The following is a 16,689-nucleotide window of genomic DNA, read 5'->3' on the forward strand; positions in this document are numbered from 1 at the left end:
GATACCGGGGAGCGGTTACCCTCTTTACTTGTGAGTACGCCGCGTACGCTAACGCTCCCGCACGGGGTGCGTCCCGTGACCCTCGAGACCGACCGTGGCTCGTTCGCCACGCTGACTGCGGTGCCTGAGATCGGTACGCCGCTGGGCACTGTCCTGCTCGTGCCGGGGTGGACCGGGAGCAAAGAGGACTTCACTCCGCTGGTCGACCACCTCTGCCGGTACGGGTGGCGGACTGTGGCGGTCGACCAGCGCGGACAGTACGAAACGGCCGGCCCGGCCGACAAGTCGGCGTACTCGCTGGCTGAGCTCGGCGCGGACGTGGTGGCGATGAGCAAGGCTCTCGGCGGGTTCAGCCAGCTGGTCGGGCACTCGTTCGGCGGACTGGTTGCGCGTGAGGCCGTGCTGACGGACCCGTCAGTCTTCTCCACGATCACACTGATGTGCTCGGGGCCTGGCGCGTTCACGGACCAGCAGACGCTGCAGAGCCTGCAGATGCTCGCGTTCGGGCTGGAGAACCTGCCGATCGAGCAGGTGTACGACCTGAAGCTCGGACACGACCGCCAGAACCCGGGGTACGTCGCTCCGCCGGAAGACATCGCCGCCTTCCTGCGGACGCGCTTCACCAGCAACGTGCCGATCAGCCTCGCCGAGATCACCCGCCGGTTGACGGATGCCGAGGTGAAGACGGATCAGCTCGCCAAATCCGGCGTACGCACACAGGTCCTGCACGGCGAGACGGACGACGGCTGGCCGATTCCGGTGCAGGAGGCGATGGCCGCGGAGCTCGGTGTCAAGGCGGAGGTCGTCCCCGACGCCGGTCACTCACCGGCCATCGACCAACCGGCCGCGACCGCCCGCCTGCTGGTCGACTTCTTCCACGACTACCCGAGCCTGACCACCCAGGTCTAGCTCACCGGTCGGACGTCGGGGTGAACGTCCAGCAGGTCCAGGCCGACCGGAGCGAGAGCGGCCTTCACCTGCTCGGTGTAGACGAGTAGCGAGATCGGTGCGCGGCCGCCGGCTGGACCGGCGCCGCCGTACTGGTACGCACCGAGGTCCCGCTTGGGGAGGATCTTGTCCAGCTCGGTCCGGACACGGTCGCTGTCGGCCTCGCTCATCAGGACGGGGACCACGCAGAGGTTGCCGCTGTAAACCTTCTCGAACGCCTCGCGGAGCGCCGCTGGATCGCCGTGCGCCACGCCGAGCACCATCACTACCGGGGCGTTGCGGGAGGTGCCGTTCGGATAGTAGGTGGTCGGGCCGTACACCTGGCCGGCGTTCGCGGCGAGGAACGACTGCACCGCGGCGGAGTAGATGTTGCTCGGCTTCGACAGCCAGCCACCGGCCGGCGCCGCGCACGGAAGCTTCGGAAGCGGGGTCGGCACAGGCGTGACCGGAGCCGACTGCTGCTGTACGTCGATCGCGCCGTCGCGCCACAGGCCGGTCACCGTCGCGCTGCCGGTGCGGACGCCCTTGATCGTCGTCATGCCGCTGATCTGGTCGAGGTCAAGGCCGTTGAGCTTGACCGCGAACTCGTCGGGGCAGCTCGGCGCCGGCTCCTTGCCAGGCGGGTAGCCGATGGCCGTGGACGCGAGCGGCGCGCAGAAGACCGGGGTCTTGCCCGGGACCGCGATGATCCTGCCACTCACCTGGACCTTGTCGCCGGGCTTGACCAGCAGCTCGTCGTTCGGCTCGTGGTTGCCTTGGGCAAAGGACTGCGGCGGGCTCTGCGGCTGGCCCTGATGGTTCGGGAGTACGGCGATGATGCCCGCGGCAACGACTGCCACACTCGCGGCAGCGAGCGCCGGCACCCAGCGGCGGGGTTTGCGGCCGCCGCCCAGCATGTACTCGAGATCGGGCTCGGGCGGTGCGTCCTGATCGGCCCGCCACCGAGCGCCCGCCCGCGTCAGCAGGTCGTCGATCTCGTCGGTCGGCTTCATTCTGTGACCTCCAGCAAGGTGCGGAGCCGGGAGCGGGCGTCCGAGAGGGTCGACTTGACGGTGCCTTCGGAGCAGCCCATGACTGCTGCCGTGTCGGCGATCGACAGGTCGGCGAAGTAGTAACAGTCGACCGCGAGCCGCTGCCGGTCGGACAGCGACATGATCGCGTGGTCGACATCCATCCGCGCGTCGAGATCCGGACGGGACACCGGTGCGGCGTCGGGCGCTTCGATCAGCGACAGGTTCGGACGTGTCCGGCGTACCGCTTTGCGGGCTTGGTCGGCGGTGATCGCAAGCAGCCAGGCCGACGGCGTGCCGCGGCTCGCGTCGTACTGCGAGCGCTTGGACCACGCCCGCGCGAGCGCCTCCTGCACGATGTCGTCCCGATCCGCCCCGACCGCCAGCCGCGCCGCCAGCCGAGACATCGCCACCAGATGCGGCCGCACCCACTGAGCGAACCCAGCCCCGTCCCCCGGCGGCGCCGTCACACCGCCCACCGGCTCACCCGTCATCGTCGGCATACCTTCTCTACCCCCGAATCACCCGCCCGGTTGGGTCCCTACCGCATTTCAACGACCCCACCACCCCAACGTCACCCCCACCCCCCTTCCGTAACCCACCCGAGTTATCCACAAATCCCAAATCCCACCCCACAGCCCCCACCCATTTCCCTACGGTCGAAGAAACCCACAAAGAGATCAAGGGGGACCAGATGCCATCCGGACGGATCGACCTGCCGGAGCCGGCGGACCTCCACGCCCGGCTGTCCGATCGGCATCCACTCGACTGGGGCGATCCGATCCCGACCCGCGCGGAGATCTCCGCGGAGTAAGGCGCCGAACCGACCGCCCGCAGCATCCATTTGCTGTCCAAGGCGGCCGCTGTCGAGCCGGAGATCACCGACGCGATGATCTCGGCGATCGGAGCCGGGGCCGAGGTCTATCACCTCGAGAACAGGCTGAAGTCGCCGCAGTCGCTGGCCCGGAAGCTGGTCCGCTTCGAAAGCTACTACCGCCGTCCCGACTCGGCCCCGGACGACATCCTGCGGTACACAGCAGCGGTGAAGCACCCGGACGAGCTCACGAAAGCCGCTGTCAGAACGATCGATCGCCTCACGAACGAGGGCTGGCAGATGGAGAACGCACATCACTCGTACGTCGACGGCAGTCGGTACAAGGGTCTGCACACCCACCTGCGTAGCCTCGGCGAGCAGGTCGAGGTGCAGGTGCACTCCGCCGAGTCGATCGAGGTCAAGCGACGTACGACGACGCTGTACGAGATCGAGCGAGACCGCGAACAGGGGTCGGCGGCACGCGACGCTGCGCGGCGCGAGTGCATCGCATTGTCGGATCAGATGACGCAGCCTGCCGGCATCGACGACCTCCAGGAACTCGGCGGAGTGAAGGTGAAAGCCATTAGCTACGGTAAGAAACGTCAGCAACGCACGGCTCCGGATCGTGGAAGCGGACCGAGCGCCACTCAGCAGCACACCCACCAGCAGGTTCAGCATCGGCAGAACGGGACTTCACGATGACGCGGTTGTTCTTGGTCAAGGACGGGGAGAAGGAGCTGTGGGTGGCGGCGTTGGTGGATGAGGACGTGTGGACGTACGTCGGGAACACCGGCAAGTTCCACTACAACGAGGGTGCTCGCCACGACTACTACTTCCTGAACGAGCTGCGGTACGTCGATATCGGGATCGCCGAGGCGAAGCGGCTGATCCGCGCCGGGGTGGGGACAGTCGACGGAGGCGAGCTGCCGGGAGCGGTGCAGCGCTGGCGTGAAGATCCGCAGGGCATGGATCCCGAGGTCGTCTTCGCCTCGATGGCGGCCGACCTCCGCTAGTCGCGGGTTATGAGGGGGTTGGGGCGTAGAGCTGGGTGATGACGGATTCGATGGTGGGTTCGGCTACTGAGAGGTCGACCAGGGGGTAGTTGGCGGCGATCTGGGCGAGGAGGGGGGCGGCGCTGGTGGTTGGGGGGAAGCTCAGGTGTTGGCGGGGGCCGTCGACCTTGGTGACGGTGGCGCCTTCTACGACGATGGGTGGGAGTGAGGTTGCGAGGTCGACCACCAGGGTGCGCGGGGCGGACTGGCTGGATTTCAAGCCGTCCAGGGTGCCGTCGAAGATCTGGTGGCCGTGGTCGATGACCATGACTCTGGTGCAGAGGGCTTCGATGTCGTCGAGGTCGTGGGTGGTGAGGATGATCGTCGTACGGCGGGCCGCGTTGATCTCGGCGAGGAATTCGCGGAGCCGGGCCTTGCTGATCACGTCCAGGCCGATGGTGGGCTCGTCGAGGTAGACGATCTCGGGATCGTGCAGCAGCGCGGCCGCGATGTCGCCCCGCATCCGTTGCCCCAACGACAGTTGACGAACGGGTACGTCGAGCAGGTCGCCGAGATCGAGTAGCTCCACGAAGGTCGCCAGGTTCTCGCGATGGCGAGCCATCGGTACGCCGTACATCTTCTGCAGGACCGCGAACGAATCCTTCAACGGCAGGTCCCACCACAGCGTCGTACGCTGACCGAACACCACGCCGATCCGCTTCGCCAGCTTCAGCCGGTGCCGTGACGGGTCCACGCCGGCGACCCGGATCGAGCCGCCGGACGGCACCAGGATCCCGGTCAGCATCTTGATCGTGGTGGACTTCCCGGCGCCGTTCGGCCCGATGTAGCCCATCACCTCCCCCGGCTCGACGGTGAACGACATCCCGTCCACCGCGCGCACCTCACGTTTCGTACGCCGCAACCCGGCCCGCGACGTGACTGTGAACGCTCGCGACACATCCGACAACTCGATGACAGGCATCTCAGCTCCCTGTACTGCGATAGCGACGAAGACCGCCGCGCCAGGCCAGCGACGCCAGCGCCACCATGACGACCGCGACCAGCGGCGACAGCAGTCCGATCCAGGACGGCAACCCCAGCGGGGCCGGCTTACCCAGCAGGTACAGCACCGGGTAGTAGTTGACAAAGGCAAGCGGTACGACGAACGTCACGGCCCGCACGATCTCCTTCCCGAAGACCGCCAACGGGTACTGCGTCAACGTCTGGCCGCCGTACGTGAACGAATTGGCGAGCTCCGCCGAATCCACCGACACGAACTGGAACGCCGCCCCGAGCACGAAGATCGCCCCGAAGATCACTGTCCCGGCAGCGATCGACACCACCAGCATGATGCCGCGGGCAACCGTCCAGTCGACGTCGAGCCGGCTGAACGCGAACACCATCACGACCAGCGCCTGCAACGGCCGGCCGATCCGCCGCAGCGCGAACCCGTCGGCCGCGGTCTGCAGGAACGCCGGCACCGGCCGGATCAGGTACGCGTCGAACGTCCCGGTCCGGATCCGCTCCCCGACCCGCTCGATCGACCCGGTGAACAGGTCGGCGATCCCGAGCGTGATCGAGGCCGTTGCGTAGAGCAACGCCATCTCCGCCAGCGAGAACCCGCCGAACGACGAGATGTGGCTGAACATCAGCACGATCGCGACGAAGTCCATCACCGTCAGCACCATCGAGCTGAACAGCATCAGCACGAACGACGCCGGGTACGCCATCGACGACCGCACCCACATCATGATCAGCATCCAGTACTGCGACGGCGCCCGGAGGATCGGCTCAACCACCCTGGATCACCACCTTCCGGGTCGCCACCGACGTGACCAGTTGCGCGCCGAGCAGCAGCACCACGATCCAGCCGAGCTGGAACAGCAGCGCCGAACCGGTGCCGCCCGGGTTCCGGCCGAGCCAGATGTCGATCGGGACCTGCATGGTCGCGGCCCACGGAGTCGCCCGGGCGATGGCTCCGATCGCGCCGGGGAACACCACCAGCGGCAGGATCATCCCGGAGAAGAACGTCGACAGCACCAGCGCCAGCTGCTCCATTCCCCGCGTATCGGTGATCCAGAACCCGGACAGCGCGACCAGGTAGCGGATCCCGAAGCTGACCAGGATCGCCAGGAACACGCCGGCCGCGACCGCGAGCCAGGCCTGCGGTGTTGAAGGGAACTTGAGGTCGAACACCAGCGCTCCGACGAGCAACGGGGCCCCGCCGCGCACCACCAACTGGAACATCGCCCGCCCGAGGTCCACCGACAGCCACCAGAGCAGCAGGTGCGTCGGCCGGTACAGATCCACCGCGATCTCGCCGCTGCGGACCCGCTCCCCCAGCTCCCCCGTCGTCGTGGCGCCCCAGATCCCGACCGGCATCAGCAGTCCCTGCTGCAGCCAGGCGAATGTCAGCGCGTCCGCGGTGTCGTACCCGCCCAGGCCGGGTCGCTCGTGCCACAGCGTCAGGTAGATACCGCAGAGGATGAACCCGAAGACGGTGTTCGTGAACGCGCCGGACGCGGTGGCGATCCGGTACGTCGAGAACCGCCGGAGGGACCGCACTGCGATCGCCCAGTACACGCCCATCTGCTACCTCCTCTCGCACTTGTGATGGTGTCCGAGAGCCGGTCTTGAGCACAGCGGCACGCGAAACCGCCCCGGATTCATCAGGACCCGGGGGTACGGACACCACTGTGAAGGCATGGATGAACCACACCGATTGTCAAGGGCAGAGAACGGACGGTACGCCGCGGCGCGCGGAGGCGTCAACACAAATAACCGGCCCGGGTGCGAGACCCCTCAGACTCGCACCCGGACCGGTGGCCGCAGGTCAGACCGTGTCGGTCTTGAGCAGATGAGCCAGGTGGGTGGCGAACGGACCCGGGTGACTCGAGTACCCGCCGTGCCCGCCGGGAAACAGCACCACCGGCCAACCGAGGTGGTTGGCGATGACCTCGATCGGCCGCCCCGGCAGGTGCGGGTGCGAGTCCAGGCCGGCCGCCGGCACGATCCGGTCCGCGACCCGCTTCAGCGCGTCCAGGTCCGGCTCGTAGCGGGTGAACGGCAACAGCTTGTGCTCGTAGAAGTTGGCGGCGTTCGCCTGCATCCGCTCCGCGAGCTCGCGGTACTCCGGCAGCAGGTCCTCCAGCGGCGGCATCGCGTCGCCGTCCATCCCGGTTCCCATCATGAACACCACGTCGGCCGCGGTCAGCCCGTCCGTGCGGTAGGTCTCGTACACCTCGCCGAAGAACGCCCTGGCATCGTCCGCATCCGGCAGGACCTCGGTGCACGGCGGCTCGTGCGCGACGAGCATCCGCACCTGGTTCGGGAACCGCGTGATCAGCTCGAGGCCGGTGATCGCGCCGGAGCTGCTGCCGAAGACGTACGCCGGCTCATGACCAGCGACCACGTCGATCAGAGCGAGCGCGTCCTCGGCCGACTGCTTGACGCGTTCGTCCGTCGCGTCGCCGTCGTACCGGCTGCGGGAGTTGCCCCGAGGGTCGTACGTCACGACCGTGTACTCCGCCGCGAGCTGACCGACCATCCCGGAGAACACTCCGGCATCGGTTCCGCCGCCGGCGATCAGCAGCAGCACCGGCCCTGAGCCGGTGACCTCGTAATGCAGCGTTGCCCCAGGCACCGCGAGCTTGTTCACAGTCTTCGCACCCATCACGCGAACCCCTTTCATCCACCCTCAGGGTTCACCGCACCGCTGGCACCACACGCACACGCCACTGACACGACCAGTCAGCCGGCCTCTTCCATCGGGGTCCGGTTGCCGTCGTCGAGGCCTGCCCACGGGTCGCGAGGTGGGGATTCGCGGCGGCCTTGGGGGCAGATCTTCGCGAAGTCGCACCAGCCGCAGAGCGGGGACGGCTCGGGTGGGAAGGCTTCGTCGGCCTCGGCGGGGGTCAGGCCCTCGCGCCAGCGAGCCTCGGCGGCCGCGGCGTCGTCGGCCATCGACTCGGCGCGGCGCTGGTGGCGGCCGAGGGACGCCTCGTCGTGGTCGGCCGCGGCGACGGTGTTGGTCGGGAGGTGGTGGAGCTCGACGCGGGTGCACGGTTTGTGCAGGACGCGACGGGAACCGAGGACGTAGAGAGCCATCGCCAACGACGACCGCGCATCGTCGGCGGTCAGCGGCCGCCGGCCGGTCTTGTAGTCGACGATCGCCAGCTCGGTCCCGCCGCTGCCGTCGCGGGCCGGGCGCTCGTCGATCCGGTCGACCCGTCCGCGCAACGACGCCCGTTCGGTGGTGAAGGCAACGGTGCGCTCGACTCCGCGCGGCTCGTAGTACGGATCGGTGTCCCGCAGGTAGCCGAGGACCATCTCGGTCGAGCGATCGCGCCAGTCCAGCGACTGCTGCTCGTCGCGGAACCCCTCGCTCCGCCAGCTCGATCGCATCTTCGCGACGACCTCGTCCGGCGTACGACGGGCCGCCGGCCAGCGCCCGAAGAAGTCGGCGAGCACCTCGTGGACGATCGCACCGACGGTGTTGTGCGCCCAGGGCGGACCCTTCGGCGGGCGCGGAGTCTCGAGGTACGTGTACCGGTACTTGCGTTTGCAGTCCGCGAACGTCAGCAGCTTGGTCGGCGTCGCGACGAACAGCCGCGTCGGCATCCCTGGAAGTATGTCGTTCACGTCAGCCCGCCTTGATGAAGTCCGTGACGGCGTCGGCCACGAGCTGTACGGCGATCGCGCTCAGCAGCAGACCGGCGATCCGGGTGACGAGCAGTACGCCGTTCTCGCCGAGGATCCGCATGATGATGCCGGAGAACCGCAGCGTCAGCCACATCACGATGTGGATCGCGATGATGCCGACCGAGATCGCGACCACGTCCGGCAGCGATCCGTTCGCGCGCTGGACGAACACCATCGTCGCGACGATCGCGCCCGGTCCGGCGAGCAACGGCGTACCGAGCGGGACGAAGGCGATGTTCACGTTCTTGGTCTGGACCGGGTCCTCAGCCGTGTCGGTCAGCAACTGCAGCGCGATCAGCAGGAGCAGCAGACCGCCGGCGCACTGCAACGCGGGCAGCGTGATCCCGAGGTGCTGCAGGATCTGCTGGCCGAACGCCGCGAACACGACGATCACGCCGAACGCGACCAGCACCGCCTGCCACGCCGCCTTCTTCCGCGCCGCGCGGGACTGACCCGCGGTGAGCGAGATGAAGACCGGCACGGTGCCCGGCGGGTCCATGATCACGAAGAGCGTGACGAAGACCGAGCTGAACAGACCCGCGTTGATGACACTGTTCACGGAAGGTAGGCCTCGGGAACCTGTGCACCGGAGGCAGCGGCGTTGTTCTTCGCGGTCTCGAGCAGCCGCTCCAGCTGCTCCGGCTCGGTGCTGTTGACGCCCAGATCGTGGTCGATCTTCCCGGCGCCGTGGTGATCGCTGGAGCCGGTGTAGAAGATGCCGAGGTTGTTGGCGATCGCGCGCAACGCCGTACGGGATTCGGGTGAGTGGTCCTGGTGGTCGACCTCGATACCGGCCAGGCCGTGGTCCTCGACCAGGTGGGCGAGGTTCTCCTCGGTCATCACCTTGTAGCTGGACCGGCCCCACGGATGCGCGATCACGGGTACGCCGCCGGCCTCGCGGACCAGATCGATCGCGTGACCGGGCTCGAGGGCGTAGTGCGCGACGTGCCCGGCGCGGCCGTCGGCCAGATACCGGTCGAAGGCCTCGGTGCGGTTCGCGACCGTGCCGTTGGCGACCAGCGCGTCGGCGACGTGCGGCCGGCCGACCGACGGCGTACCGGTCGCCTGGGCCAGGACTTCCTCGACGGTCAGCGGTACGCCGATGCTGTTCAGGCGGGCCACGATCGTCGGGATCCGGTCGGTGCGGCCGTCGCGGATCACCTGCAGGTCCTTCGCCAACGGCGCGTACGACGGATCCGGCAGGTACGAGAGCAGGTGGACGCTGATCCCGTTGAGCTTGCACGAGATCTCGAGCCCCGGCACGAACCCGATCCCCAGCTCCTCCGCGGCCTGCCGGGCCTCGACCCAGCCGTCGGCCGTGTCGTGGTCGGTGAGCGCGATCACATCGAGCCCCGCCTGCTGCGCGTGCGTCATCAGAACGGGCACCGGATCGGTGCCGTCCGAGCGGTTCGAGTGGGTGTGCAGGTCGATGCGCACGGGGTCTACGGGTCCCTTCGCCGGGCAAACTGTCACCGCTGATGCTATAGGCGTTCAGCAGTTGGCCCTGGTACTTGTGCACAGAACCCCTATCCTTCGGGTGCATGGAGCGCGTCGACTGTGTGGGAGCCCTCGTGTACGACGAGGAGCGCCGGCTGCTCGTGGTGAAGCGGGCGCACGATCCGGGCCGGGGGTTGTGGTCGATTCCGGGCGGCCGGGTCGAACCCGGTGAGGACGACCCCACGGCTGTCGCACGGGAGGTCGCCGAGGAGACCGGGTTGACGGTCGAGGTCGGGGATCTGGTCGGCGAGGTCGAACGGCCCGGTCCGCGCGGGCAGCTGTACGTGATCCGCGACTACGAGGCAACAGCAGTCGGCGGCACGCTCACGGCGGGTGACGACGCAACGGACGCGCGGTACGTCACACGGTCGGAGTTCCTGGCCCTGTCTACGACGATGTTGCTCGTTTCCACGTTGGAACAGTGGAACGCGCTACCGGGCTGATTCAACAACTGCTGAGCGGGACCTGGCCGGCAGCGAACGCTGTCGGCGTGACGCCCATCAACGAGCGGAAGTCCGCGATCAGATGCGACTGGTCGGTGTACCCGGCGTACGCCGCGGTGTCGACCCACGGCCGACGGGCCTGACCGATCAGGCTGCGCACCCGCGCGATCCGGGCGAAATGCTTGGGTGACACACCGACGTCCTCACGGAACACTCGCCGCAGATAGCGCTCACTCACCCCGAGTCCGGCTGCTGTCTCGGCCACCCGCGGCTGCATCCCGTCAGACAGCTCAGCGACCGCATTGGCCACCAGATCCAGCCGCCCAGGCAGCCGAGACGGCAAGTGATCCACCAGGAAGCCGCGAAGAGTCTCAGCTGCCTCGGCGGGCCGATCGCGATAGGCGACCAGGCGCTCCGCGAGGTCCGTCGGACCGATGACGTCCTCGAGCGGGACCGTCCGGTCGACCAACTCGTCCGCGGCCGTGCCGAGCAACGTCATCACGCGCCCCATGCGGATCCGGAGCCGCACGCACACCGGCAGCTCCTTCGTCACGTGGTACGACGCCTTCGTCCGCGGTCCTGCGACGAGCACGTCGCTCTCCCCCGCTCGCGTCATCCGCCACACCACCGTGGTCGCCGGGTCGGGCGGCAGCACGGTGACGGGGGTGATCGCAGGTTTCAGGGTGACAGTCTCGATCCACGGGTCGTGCACGCTTCGAGCGTAGCCAGTCGGTCGGGCGGACCGTAGTACCGAAAGTTCCTATCCCGCGGCAGTCCGGGGCGGTCAGGGTGGCGGCATGATCCTGGTTACGGGTGCGACCGGCACCATCGGCAGTGAGCTCCTCCGTCAACTGGTTGCCCGCGGCATCCCTGCCGTCGGGATGACGCGCGGGGAGTTGCCCGGCTTCGTGCAAGCAGATTTCGAGCACCCGGATTCGTTGCGGAAGGCAATCGATGGCGTGGGCACGGTGTTCCTGCTCAGTGCGCCGGGACCTCGAGTACCAGAACACGATCAGGCCATGGTGGCGGTCACGGTCGGCAGCAGCGTGGGCAAGATCGTCAAGCTGTCGGCGATCGGGACGACCGACGAAAAGATGCCTGGGAACTGGCACGCGGCCGGGGAGAGTGCGGTGCGGGAGAGTGGGCTGGCGTGGACGATCCTGCGGCCGGCCGGTTTCGCGTCGAACGTACTGCGGTGGCTGCCGGCGATCCGTGCCGGGCAGCCGATCCCCAACCAGACCGGGGAGGGCGAGCACGCGTTCGTCGATCCGCGTGATGTCGCGGCGGTTGCGGCGGCCGCGTTGGTCTCGGGCGATCACGACGGGCAGACGTACACGTTGACCGGGCCGGAGTTGCTGAGCGTGCCGGATCAGGTCGCGGTGATGTCGGACATACTCGGCCAGGCGTTACAGGTGGTCGACGTACCGCTGGACGTTTATGCGGAGCAGTTGCGGGCGGCGGGGTTGGACGAGGGATTCGTGTCGGTTGCGGTTCGTGGGGCCGCGCTGGTTCGGGATGGCGGGGAGCGGACGATGACGAAGGACGTCGAGCAAGTGCTCGGGCGGCCGGCGGGGACGTTCCGCGCGTGGGTGGAAAGCAATCGCGCTGCGTTCGCGTGATCGGCGAGACTTGGCGGATGGACGACGCTGAGCTGGTGCGGGCGATCGAGGACAACGCGGCCGAATTGCTGATGGCGATGGGGGCCGCGGGCGGTGGCGAGCAACGGGATGACGCGGTCGCCCGGTGGACGATCGGTGGGTCGCCCATCGATTATCACAACGCGGTCGTGGCGGCGTCCGACGTACGAGCGGTCGCGGATTCCCTTGCGCTGTTGAAGAAACACGGGGTGCCGGGCAACTGGCACGTCGGTCCGTCGATGAAGATCTCGCGTGACACGATCCTGGCCGGTTTTGCGGCGGCCGGCTCGGAGCCTGGGATGGCTGTGCGGATCGACGAGCTGGTCCCGGCCGAAGTGCCCGGGTTGTCGTTGACGCGGGTCGGCGATGACGACGCCTTGGCGGTGTGGGAGGCGACGCTCGGCCAGGGCTTCGGTGAGGGTGAGCGCGAGGCCAGGTGGGTCGCGTCGGTCTACCAGAAGCTCGGGTACGACGACCCGTGGCAGCATTACATCGGCCGGCTCGACGGCGCACCCGTTGGCACTGCGACAGTCTTCCTCGGCGCGGGCGTCGCCGGGCTGTACTTCGTGATGACGGTCCCGGAGGTACGCCGCCGCGGGATCGGGGCCGCGATCACGTACGGCGCACTCCGCGACGCAGGCACGGAGTACGCCGTACTGGAATCATCGCCGGCCGGGCGGTCGGTGTACGAGCGGCTCGGGTTCCGGGAGTACTGCACGATCGAGCTCTACGAGTGGGCTCCGACGGGCTGAGCAGCCTCGACGGCCTCAACAGTACGGCGCTCGCGGAGCAGGAGGCTCGCGTCGACCAGCATCACGAGCGCGGTCAGACCGTGGACACCGAGCGCGGTGGCGACCGTGCCGCCGTGGCTCAGGACCGTGATCATGTCCACGATCGGGACGAGCGTGGTGATCGCCATCAGTACGCCGGTCGCGCGGCGCTGCTTGAGCGCGAACAGCGCGAGGATGTTGAGGCCGAGGACGATGTCGCGGATCCCCTTCGCCACGAAGAAGCCGCCGGCGGCGGCCGTGATCCCGTACCCGGCTCCGGCACCGGGCCCGTCGAAGAGGAACCGCACGCCGAAGGTGAGCGGGAAGATGCCGAGCAGGACGGTCAGGACGGTGGTGAAGCGGCGCATCAGGGTCTCCTTGATCTAGCATCGCTAACTTTCCTAGCAACGCTAACACTGCCGTTGCTAGATTGTCTAGCAGTGCTAGGATCTGACCTATGCCGACCCAGACACGCCGCGAGCGGGCCCGCGAGGAGCGCCGTACGCTGATCCTTCGCGCCGCCCGCGACCTCGCCGAGTCCGAGGGCTGGGACGCCGTCACCACCCGCCGCCTGGCCGAAGCCGTCGACTACAGCCAGCCGGTCCTCTACGGCCACTTCAAGAACATGGACGCGATCGCCGACGCGGTCGCGCTCGAAGGCATCGAGGAGCTGACCGACGTCTTCCGCGCGGCTCGCTCGAGCGCGAAGGACGACACGGCCGGACTGCGTGCGCTGGCGCACGCCTACCTCGACTACGCCGACCAGCACCCGGCCGTCTACGAGGCGATGTTCGTCCGCCGGACCGACCTGCAGTTCGGCCGGTCCGAGACGCCGGCCTCACTCATCGACGCCTTCAACCAGATCCGCTCCGCGGTGGAGCCTTTCGGCACTGGCGACGCGGAGACGCTGACGGAGGTTTTCTGGAGCTCCCTCCACGGCCTGGCCACCCTCACCCACGGTGCCCGCCTCCGCCCCACCCACCGCGAAGCCCGCGTCGACCTCCTGGTGGCCCGGTTCTCCGGAACTTTTCCGCCAGCTGCCGCCGAATAAGTTCCGGAAACCCACTGCGCACGAGTTGTCCACAGGGTGCTGTGCGCGGATGGCGGGATTCGGGCACGCTGGGGTGGATGGACTGGTGGTGGAGGACGCGACTCGAGGATGGGGGAATTGATGCGCTGATTGACGACCAGGTGCAGATCGTGTCGCGCGTTCAACTGCTCGCCGCAGGCTGGTCGGAGCCTGGCATCAGGCGGCCTCTGCGGAACAGGCGTTGGCGGGCCGTTCATCCTGGTGTCTACGTCACCCACACCGGACCTATCGGGTACGACGAACGCCTGCTGGCCGCGTTGTTGTACGCCGGGCCTGCCGCGGCGTGGAGCCACTACACGGCCGCCGAGCAACTCGGCCTGCTCAAGCCGAACCCGAGCGGTCCCGTCTTCGTGACCATCCCAGAACATCGAAAGGTCCGCCCGCGGCCCGGAGTTGTCGTGCACCGCGACGAGCATTGGGCCGATCGACTCGCACCGGTGGCTCCACCTCGGCGTACGCCGGCGGACGCCGTGCTCGACATCGTGGGCATCAGTCCGTCGCTCGATCACGCAGCCGCCGTGATCGCCGAAGCGTGTCAGAGCGGCCGGGTGGCTCCCGCGGACATCCTGAGCTCGTTGGCCGATCGTCCGCGGCTGAGGCACCGCGGCCGGCTGCGGCCGATCATCGCCGATGTGGTTGCGGGATCACACTCACTGCTGGAGATCCGCTACCTGCGGGATGTCGAACGCCGGCACGGGCTGCCGCGCGGGCAGCGGCAGCGCGCGGTCGACCACGAGTTCACCGATGTCTTCTACGCCGGGTTCGATCTGGTGGTGGAGCTCGACGGCCGGCTCCATCTCGTGCCGAGGCAACGGTGGCGGGACCTCGATCGCGACAATCGCGCGACACTGCGCGCCGAGGCCACATTGCGCTACGGGTGGTTCGACGTCACCAATCGCCCGTGCGACGCCGCCGTACAGGTGCTCCGGGTGCTCCGCCGTACGAACCCGTCCCTCGCCGCGACCCCGTGCTCCCCATCCTGCCCCGTCGCGGCTTTCCGGAACATTTCTGCCGTCTAGTGCGGAGTATGTTCCGGAAAGGTGGCTAGCTGTTCCAGTGGAGGATCGCGGGGGAACCGCGTTCCCAGCCGAGGGTCGAGAGGGTGGCGGTGTTGAGGACGAAGTGACGGCCTTCGGTGACGTCGAGTTCTAGCCAGCGTGCGGTGAGGCCGCGGAGTGCGTGTGAGTGGCCGAAGACCAGGACATCTCCCGGTACGGCGGCTATGCGGGCGGCGACCCGGTCGAGCCGGGTGGTGAGCTCGGCGGGCGTTTCGCCGTGGGGTACCGGGTCGTCCCATACCGTCCAGCCCGGGACGGTCTTGCGGATCTCCGCGGTGGTGATGCCTTCGTAGTCCCCGTAGTTCCACTCGACGAGGTCGTCGTCGACCTCGGCGTCGGGGTAGCCGGCCAGTTCCGCCGTACGCCGCGCGCGCTGCCGCGGTGAGGTCAGCACCAGGTCGAACGACTCCCCCGCCAGGCGCTCCTTGAGACCCGCCGCGACACGCTCGCCCTCAGGCGTGAGCGGAAGATCGGTGACGGACGTGTGCCGACCCGATCTGCTCCATTCGGTCTCGCCGTGCCGAACCAGGAAGACCCGGTCGTCCCGCTCCTGTGTGGTCACGCTTGCATCCTCGCAGACCATCGGCCGATGACGGGTGAGCCCTTGACCGTTTGAACGATCCAGGGCAGGGTATCCAAACTGTAAGCGCTTCCACTTTCCCTCCAGGAGTGAGCACCGTGGCATCCGGACCCACCGGCCGGCCGGCGACGATCTACGACGTCGCCGCCCTCGCGAAGCTGTCGATCGCGACGGTTTCGCGTGTCCTGCAAGGGACCGGACCGGTTTCGGCGAAGGCGCGGGCCCGCGTGGACCAGGCGGCGCAGGAGCTCAACTACGTACCGTTGCGCGCCGCCCGGAGTCTCGCCGTACAACGGCACGAGGCGCACGGGCTCGTGCTGCCGGACCTCGCCGGTCCGTTCTACGGCGATCTGCTGATGGGGTACGAGCGCTGGGCCGGCGAGCACGGGCAGAGCGTCATCATCACCGTTACCCACGGCAACCCGGATCCGCGGCGCAGTGTGATGGATCTGGCCGGCCGGGTCGACGGGATCGTTGTCCACGGCAACGCTCTCGAGCTGGCGACGATCCAGGCGCTGCAGAAGGCCGGTGTGCCGTTGGTGCTGATCGCGCATCCTCCCATCCGCAGCTGCGACTCGGTCCGCACCGAGTCGGCGGCAAGCGCCGAAGCGCTGACGACACGACTGCTGGACCACGGCCGCAGCAGCCTGCTCTTCGTCGGCGACCCGTCCAGCGGGTACGACGTCACCGAGCGGTACGCCGGATTCGCGAAGGCACTCGAGGCCCGCGGGCTGCAGGTGCCGAAGGCGATCCAGGTTCCGTTGACGGAAGAGGCCGGCCGGGCAGTCGCCGAGCAGTTGCTACAGGCAAGCGGTTCACGGCCGGACGGGCTGGTTTGTGCGAACGACGAGTTGGCGTTGGCGGCGATGAGTGTGCTGGCAGCGAACGGGGTCGGGGTGCCCGACGAGGTTGTGGTTACGGGGTGGGACGACGTGATGGCGGCTCGATACGTGTCGCCCGGGTTGACGACGGTGCGGCAGCCGATGGCCGAGCTCGGCCGGCTGGCGGCGCAACGACTGCATGAGCGGGTGACCGGAGAGCGGTCGCGCGCACGGAACGACGTACTGGCGACACAAGTGGTGCTGCGGGACAGCTGCGGCACCAACCGGGGGATGCAGAAGGAACTCCGCAGTAATAGATGAGGAGACA

General features: G+C 68.1%; 21 protein-coding genes. 9 read left to right on the top strand and 12 right to left on the bottom strand.

The features are described from left to right. The first annotated feature begins 75 nt into the window (after positions 1 to 75). Positions 76 to 909: an alpha/beta fold hydrolase gene (locus EV645_RS04305; RefSeq protein ID WP_242000203.1), complete on the top strand. Its 834-nt coding sequence runs from the start codon at positions 76 to 78 to the stop codon at positions 907 to 909. Here the strand turns inward: EV645_RS04305 and EV645_RS04310 are convergent. Both EV645_RS04310 and EV645_RS04315 read right to left on the bottom strand, forming a co-directional pair. Continuing rightward, positions 906 to 1,940: a hypothetical protein gene (locus tag EV645_RS04310; RefSeq protein WP_130439947.1), complete on the bottom strand. Its 1,035-nt coding sequence runs from the start codon at positions 1,938 to 1,940 to the stop codon at positions 906 to 908. The two genes, EV645_RS04305 and EV645_RS04310, sit on opposite strands and share 4 nt — an antisense overlap. Beyond that, on the bottom strand, positions 1,937 to 2,461 hold the full coding sequence (locus EV645_RS04315) for an RNA polymerase sigma factor (protein WP_130439949.1): 525 nt from the start codon (positions 2,459 to 2,461) through the stop codon (positions 1,937 to 1,939). Before EV645_RS04315 ends, EV645_RS04310 begins: the two co-directional genes overlap by 4 nt. Before the next feature lie 341 nt (positions 2,462 to 2,802). Between EV645_RS04315 and EV645_RS04320 the strand changes: the two genes are divergently transcribed. Continuing rightward, a complete protein-coding gene (locus tag EV645_RS04320; RefSeq protein WP_130439951.1) occupies positions 2,803 to 3,474 on the top strand; it encodes a hypothetical protein in 672 nt (223 codons plus the stop codon). Further along, positions 3,471 to 3,785: a hypothetical protein gene (locus tag EV645_RS04325; RefSeq protein ID WP_130439953.1), complete on the top strand. Its 315-nt coding sequence runs from the start codon at positions 3,471 to 3,473 to the stop codon at positions 3,783 to 3,785. The genes EV645_RS04320 and EV645_RS04325 overlap by 4 nt, the downstream gene beginning before the upstream one ends. Positions 3,786 to 3,792: 7 nt before the next feature. On the opposite strand, the gene EV645_RS04330 is transcribed toward EV645_RS04325, so the two are convergent. The 7 genes from EV645_RS04330 to EV645_RS04360 all read right to left on the bottom strand — a co-directional run bounded on the left by EV645_RS04330 (position 3,793) and on the right by EV645_RS04360 (position 9,902). Next, positions 3,793 to 4,746: an ABC transporter ATP-binding protein gene (locus EV645_RS04330; protein ID WP_130439955.1), complete on the bottom strand. Its 954-nt coding sequence runs from the start codon at positions 4,744 to 4,746 to the stop codon at positions 3,793 to 3,795. A 1-nt stretch (position 4,747) separates the two neighbouring features. Continuing rightward, entirely contained in the window at positions 4,748 to 5,563 is an 816-nt protein-coding gene (locus EV645_RS04335; RefSeq protein ID WP_242000204.1) for an ABC transporter permease, read from the bottom strand. Next, the gene (locus tag EV645_RS04340; RefSeq protein ID WP_130439957.1) at positions 5,556 to 6,353 is read right to left on the bottom strand and encodes an ABC transporter permease; all 798 of its coding nucleotides are present in this window, start codon (positions 6,351 to 6,353) and stop codon (positions 5,556 to 5,558) included. The genes EV645_RS04335 and EV645_RS04340 overlap by 8 nt, the downstream gene beginning before the upstream one ends. 244 nt (positions 6,354 to 6,597) lie before the next feature. Further along, complete coding sequence (locus tag EV645_RS04345) at positions 6,598 to 7,437, bottom strand: alpha/beta fold hydrolase (RefSeq protein ID WP_198681462.1); 840 nt, start codon at positions 7,435 to 7,437, stop codon at positions 6,598 to 6,600. Positions 7,438 to 7,514: 77 nt separating this feature from the next. Next, positions 7,515 to 8,384, bottom strand: coding sequence for a RecB family exonuclease (locus tag EV645_RS04350; RefSeq protein WP_198681463.1), 870 nt, complete (start codon positions 8,382 to 8,384; stop codon positions 7,515 to 7,517). Positions 8,385 to 8,406: 22 nt separating this feature from the next. Further along, positions 8,407 to 9,024 carry a MarC family protein gene (locus EV645_RS04355; protein ID WP_130439963.1) on the bottom strand — a complete coding sequence of 206 codons (618 nt, stop codon included), beginning with the start codon at positions 9,022 to 9,024 and terminating at the stop codon, positions 8,407 to 8,409. Beyond that, positions 9,021 to 9,902 carry a PHP domain-containing protein gene (locus EV645_RS04360; protein WP_130439965.1) on the bottom strand — a complete coding sequence of 294 codons (882 nt, stop codon included), beginning with the start codon at positions 9,900 to 9,902 and terminating at the stop codon, positions 9,021 to 9,023. The genes EV645_RS04355 and EV645_RS04360 overlap by 4 nt, the downstream gene beginning before the upstream one ends. Before the next feature lie 104 nt (positions 9,903 to 10,006). Between EV645_RS04360 and EV645_RS04365 the strand changes: the two genes are divergently transcribed. Further along, positions 10,007 to 10,405 carry an NUDIX hydrolase gene (locus EV645_RS04365; RefSeq protein ID WP_130439967.1) on the top strand — a complete coding sequence of 133 codons (399 nt, stop codon included), beginning with the start codon at positions 10,007 to 10,009 and terminating at the stop codon, positions 10,403 to 10,405. Between the two features lies 1 nt (position 10,406). Here the strand turns inward: EV645_RS04365 and EV645_RS04370 are convergent, their stop codons facing one another. Next, on the bottom strand, positions 10,407 to 11,117 hold the full coding sequence (locus EV645_RS04370; protein WP_130439969.1) for a helix-turn-helix domain-containing protein: 711 nt from the start codon (positions 11,115 to 11,117) through the stop codon (positions 10,407 to 10,409). An 85-nt stretch (positions 11,118 to 11,202) separates the two neighbouring features. Between EV645_RS04370 and EV645_RS04375 the strand changes: the two genes are divergently transcribed. Continuing rightward, positions 11,203 to 12,024 carry an NAD(P)H-binding protein gene (locus tag EV645_RS04375; protein ID WP_130439971.1) on the top strand — a complete coding sequence of 274 codons (822 nt, stop codon included), beginning with the start codon at positions 11,203 to 11,205 and terminating at the stop codon, positions 12,022 to 12,024. A gap of 17 nt (positions 12,025 to 12,041) precedes the next feature. After that, positions 12,042 to 12,794, top strand: coding sequence for a GNAT family N-acetyltransferase (locus tag EV645_RS04380; protein ID WP_130439973.1), 753 nt, complete (start codon positions 12,042 to 12,044; stop codon positions 12,792 to 12,794). Here EV645_RS04380 and EV645_RS04385 read toward each other — a convergent pair. Beyond that, positions 12,770 to 13,180, bottom strand: a complete 411-nt coding sequence (locus tag EV645_RS04385; protein ID WP_130439975.1) for a DUF4267 domain-containing protein — start codon at positions 13,178 to 13,180, stop codon at positions 12,770 to 12,772. The genes EV645_RS04380 and EV645_RS04385 overlap by 25 nt on opposite strands. 89 nt (positions 13,181 to 13,269) lie before the next feature. Between EV645_RS04385 and EV645_RS04390 the strand changes: the two genes are divergently transcribed. Both EV645_RS04390 and EV645_RS04395 read left to right on the top strand, forming a co-directional pair. Beyond that, a complete protein-coding gene (locus tag EV645_RS04390; RefSeq protein WP_130439977.1) occupies positions 13,270 to 13,863 on the top strand; it encodes a TetR/AcrR family transcriptional regulator in 594 nt (197 codons plus the stop codon). Positions 13,864 to 13,940: 77 nt separating this feature from the next. Beyond that, positions 13,941 to 14,921: a hypothetical protein gene (locus EV645_RS04395; protein ID WP_130439979.1), complete on the top strand. Its 981-nt coding sequence runs from the start codon at positions 13,941 to 13,943 to the stop codon at positions 14,919 to 14,921. A gap of 25 nt (positions 14,922 to 14,946) precedes the next feature. Here EV645_RS04395 and EV645_RS04400 read toward each other — a convergent pair whose 3' ends face one another. Further along, positions 14,947 to 15,543 carry a histidine phosphatase family protein gene (locus EV645_RS04400; RefSeq protein ID WP_130439981.1) on the bottom strand — a complete coding sequence of 199 codons (597 nt, stop codon included), beginning with the start codon at positions 15,541 to 15,543 and terminating at the stop codon, positions 14,947 to 14,949. Between the two features lie 95 nt (positions 15,544 to 15,638). On the opposite strand from EV645_RS04400, the gene EV645_RS04405 reads away from it, so the two are divergent. Further along, a complete protein-coding gene (locus EV645_RS04405; protein WP_130443495.1) occupies positions 15,639 to 16,682 on the top strand; it encodes a LacI family DNA-binding transcriptional regulator in 1,044 nt (347 codons plus the stop codon). Positions 16,683 to 16,689 lie beyond the last annotated feature (7 nt).

Source organism: Kribbella rubisoli (genome assembly GCF_004217145.1).
In the GTDB taxonomy this organism is placed as follows: domain Bacteria; phylum Actinomycetota; class Actinomycetes; order Propionibacteriales; family Kribbellaceae; genus Kribbella; species Kribbella rubisoli.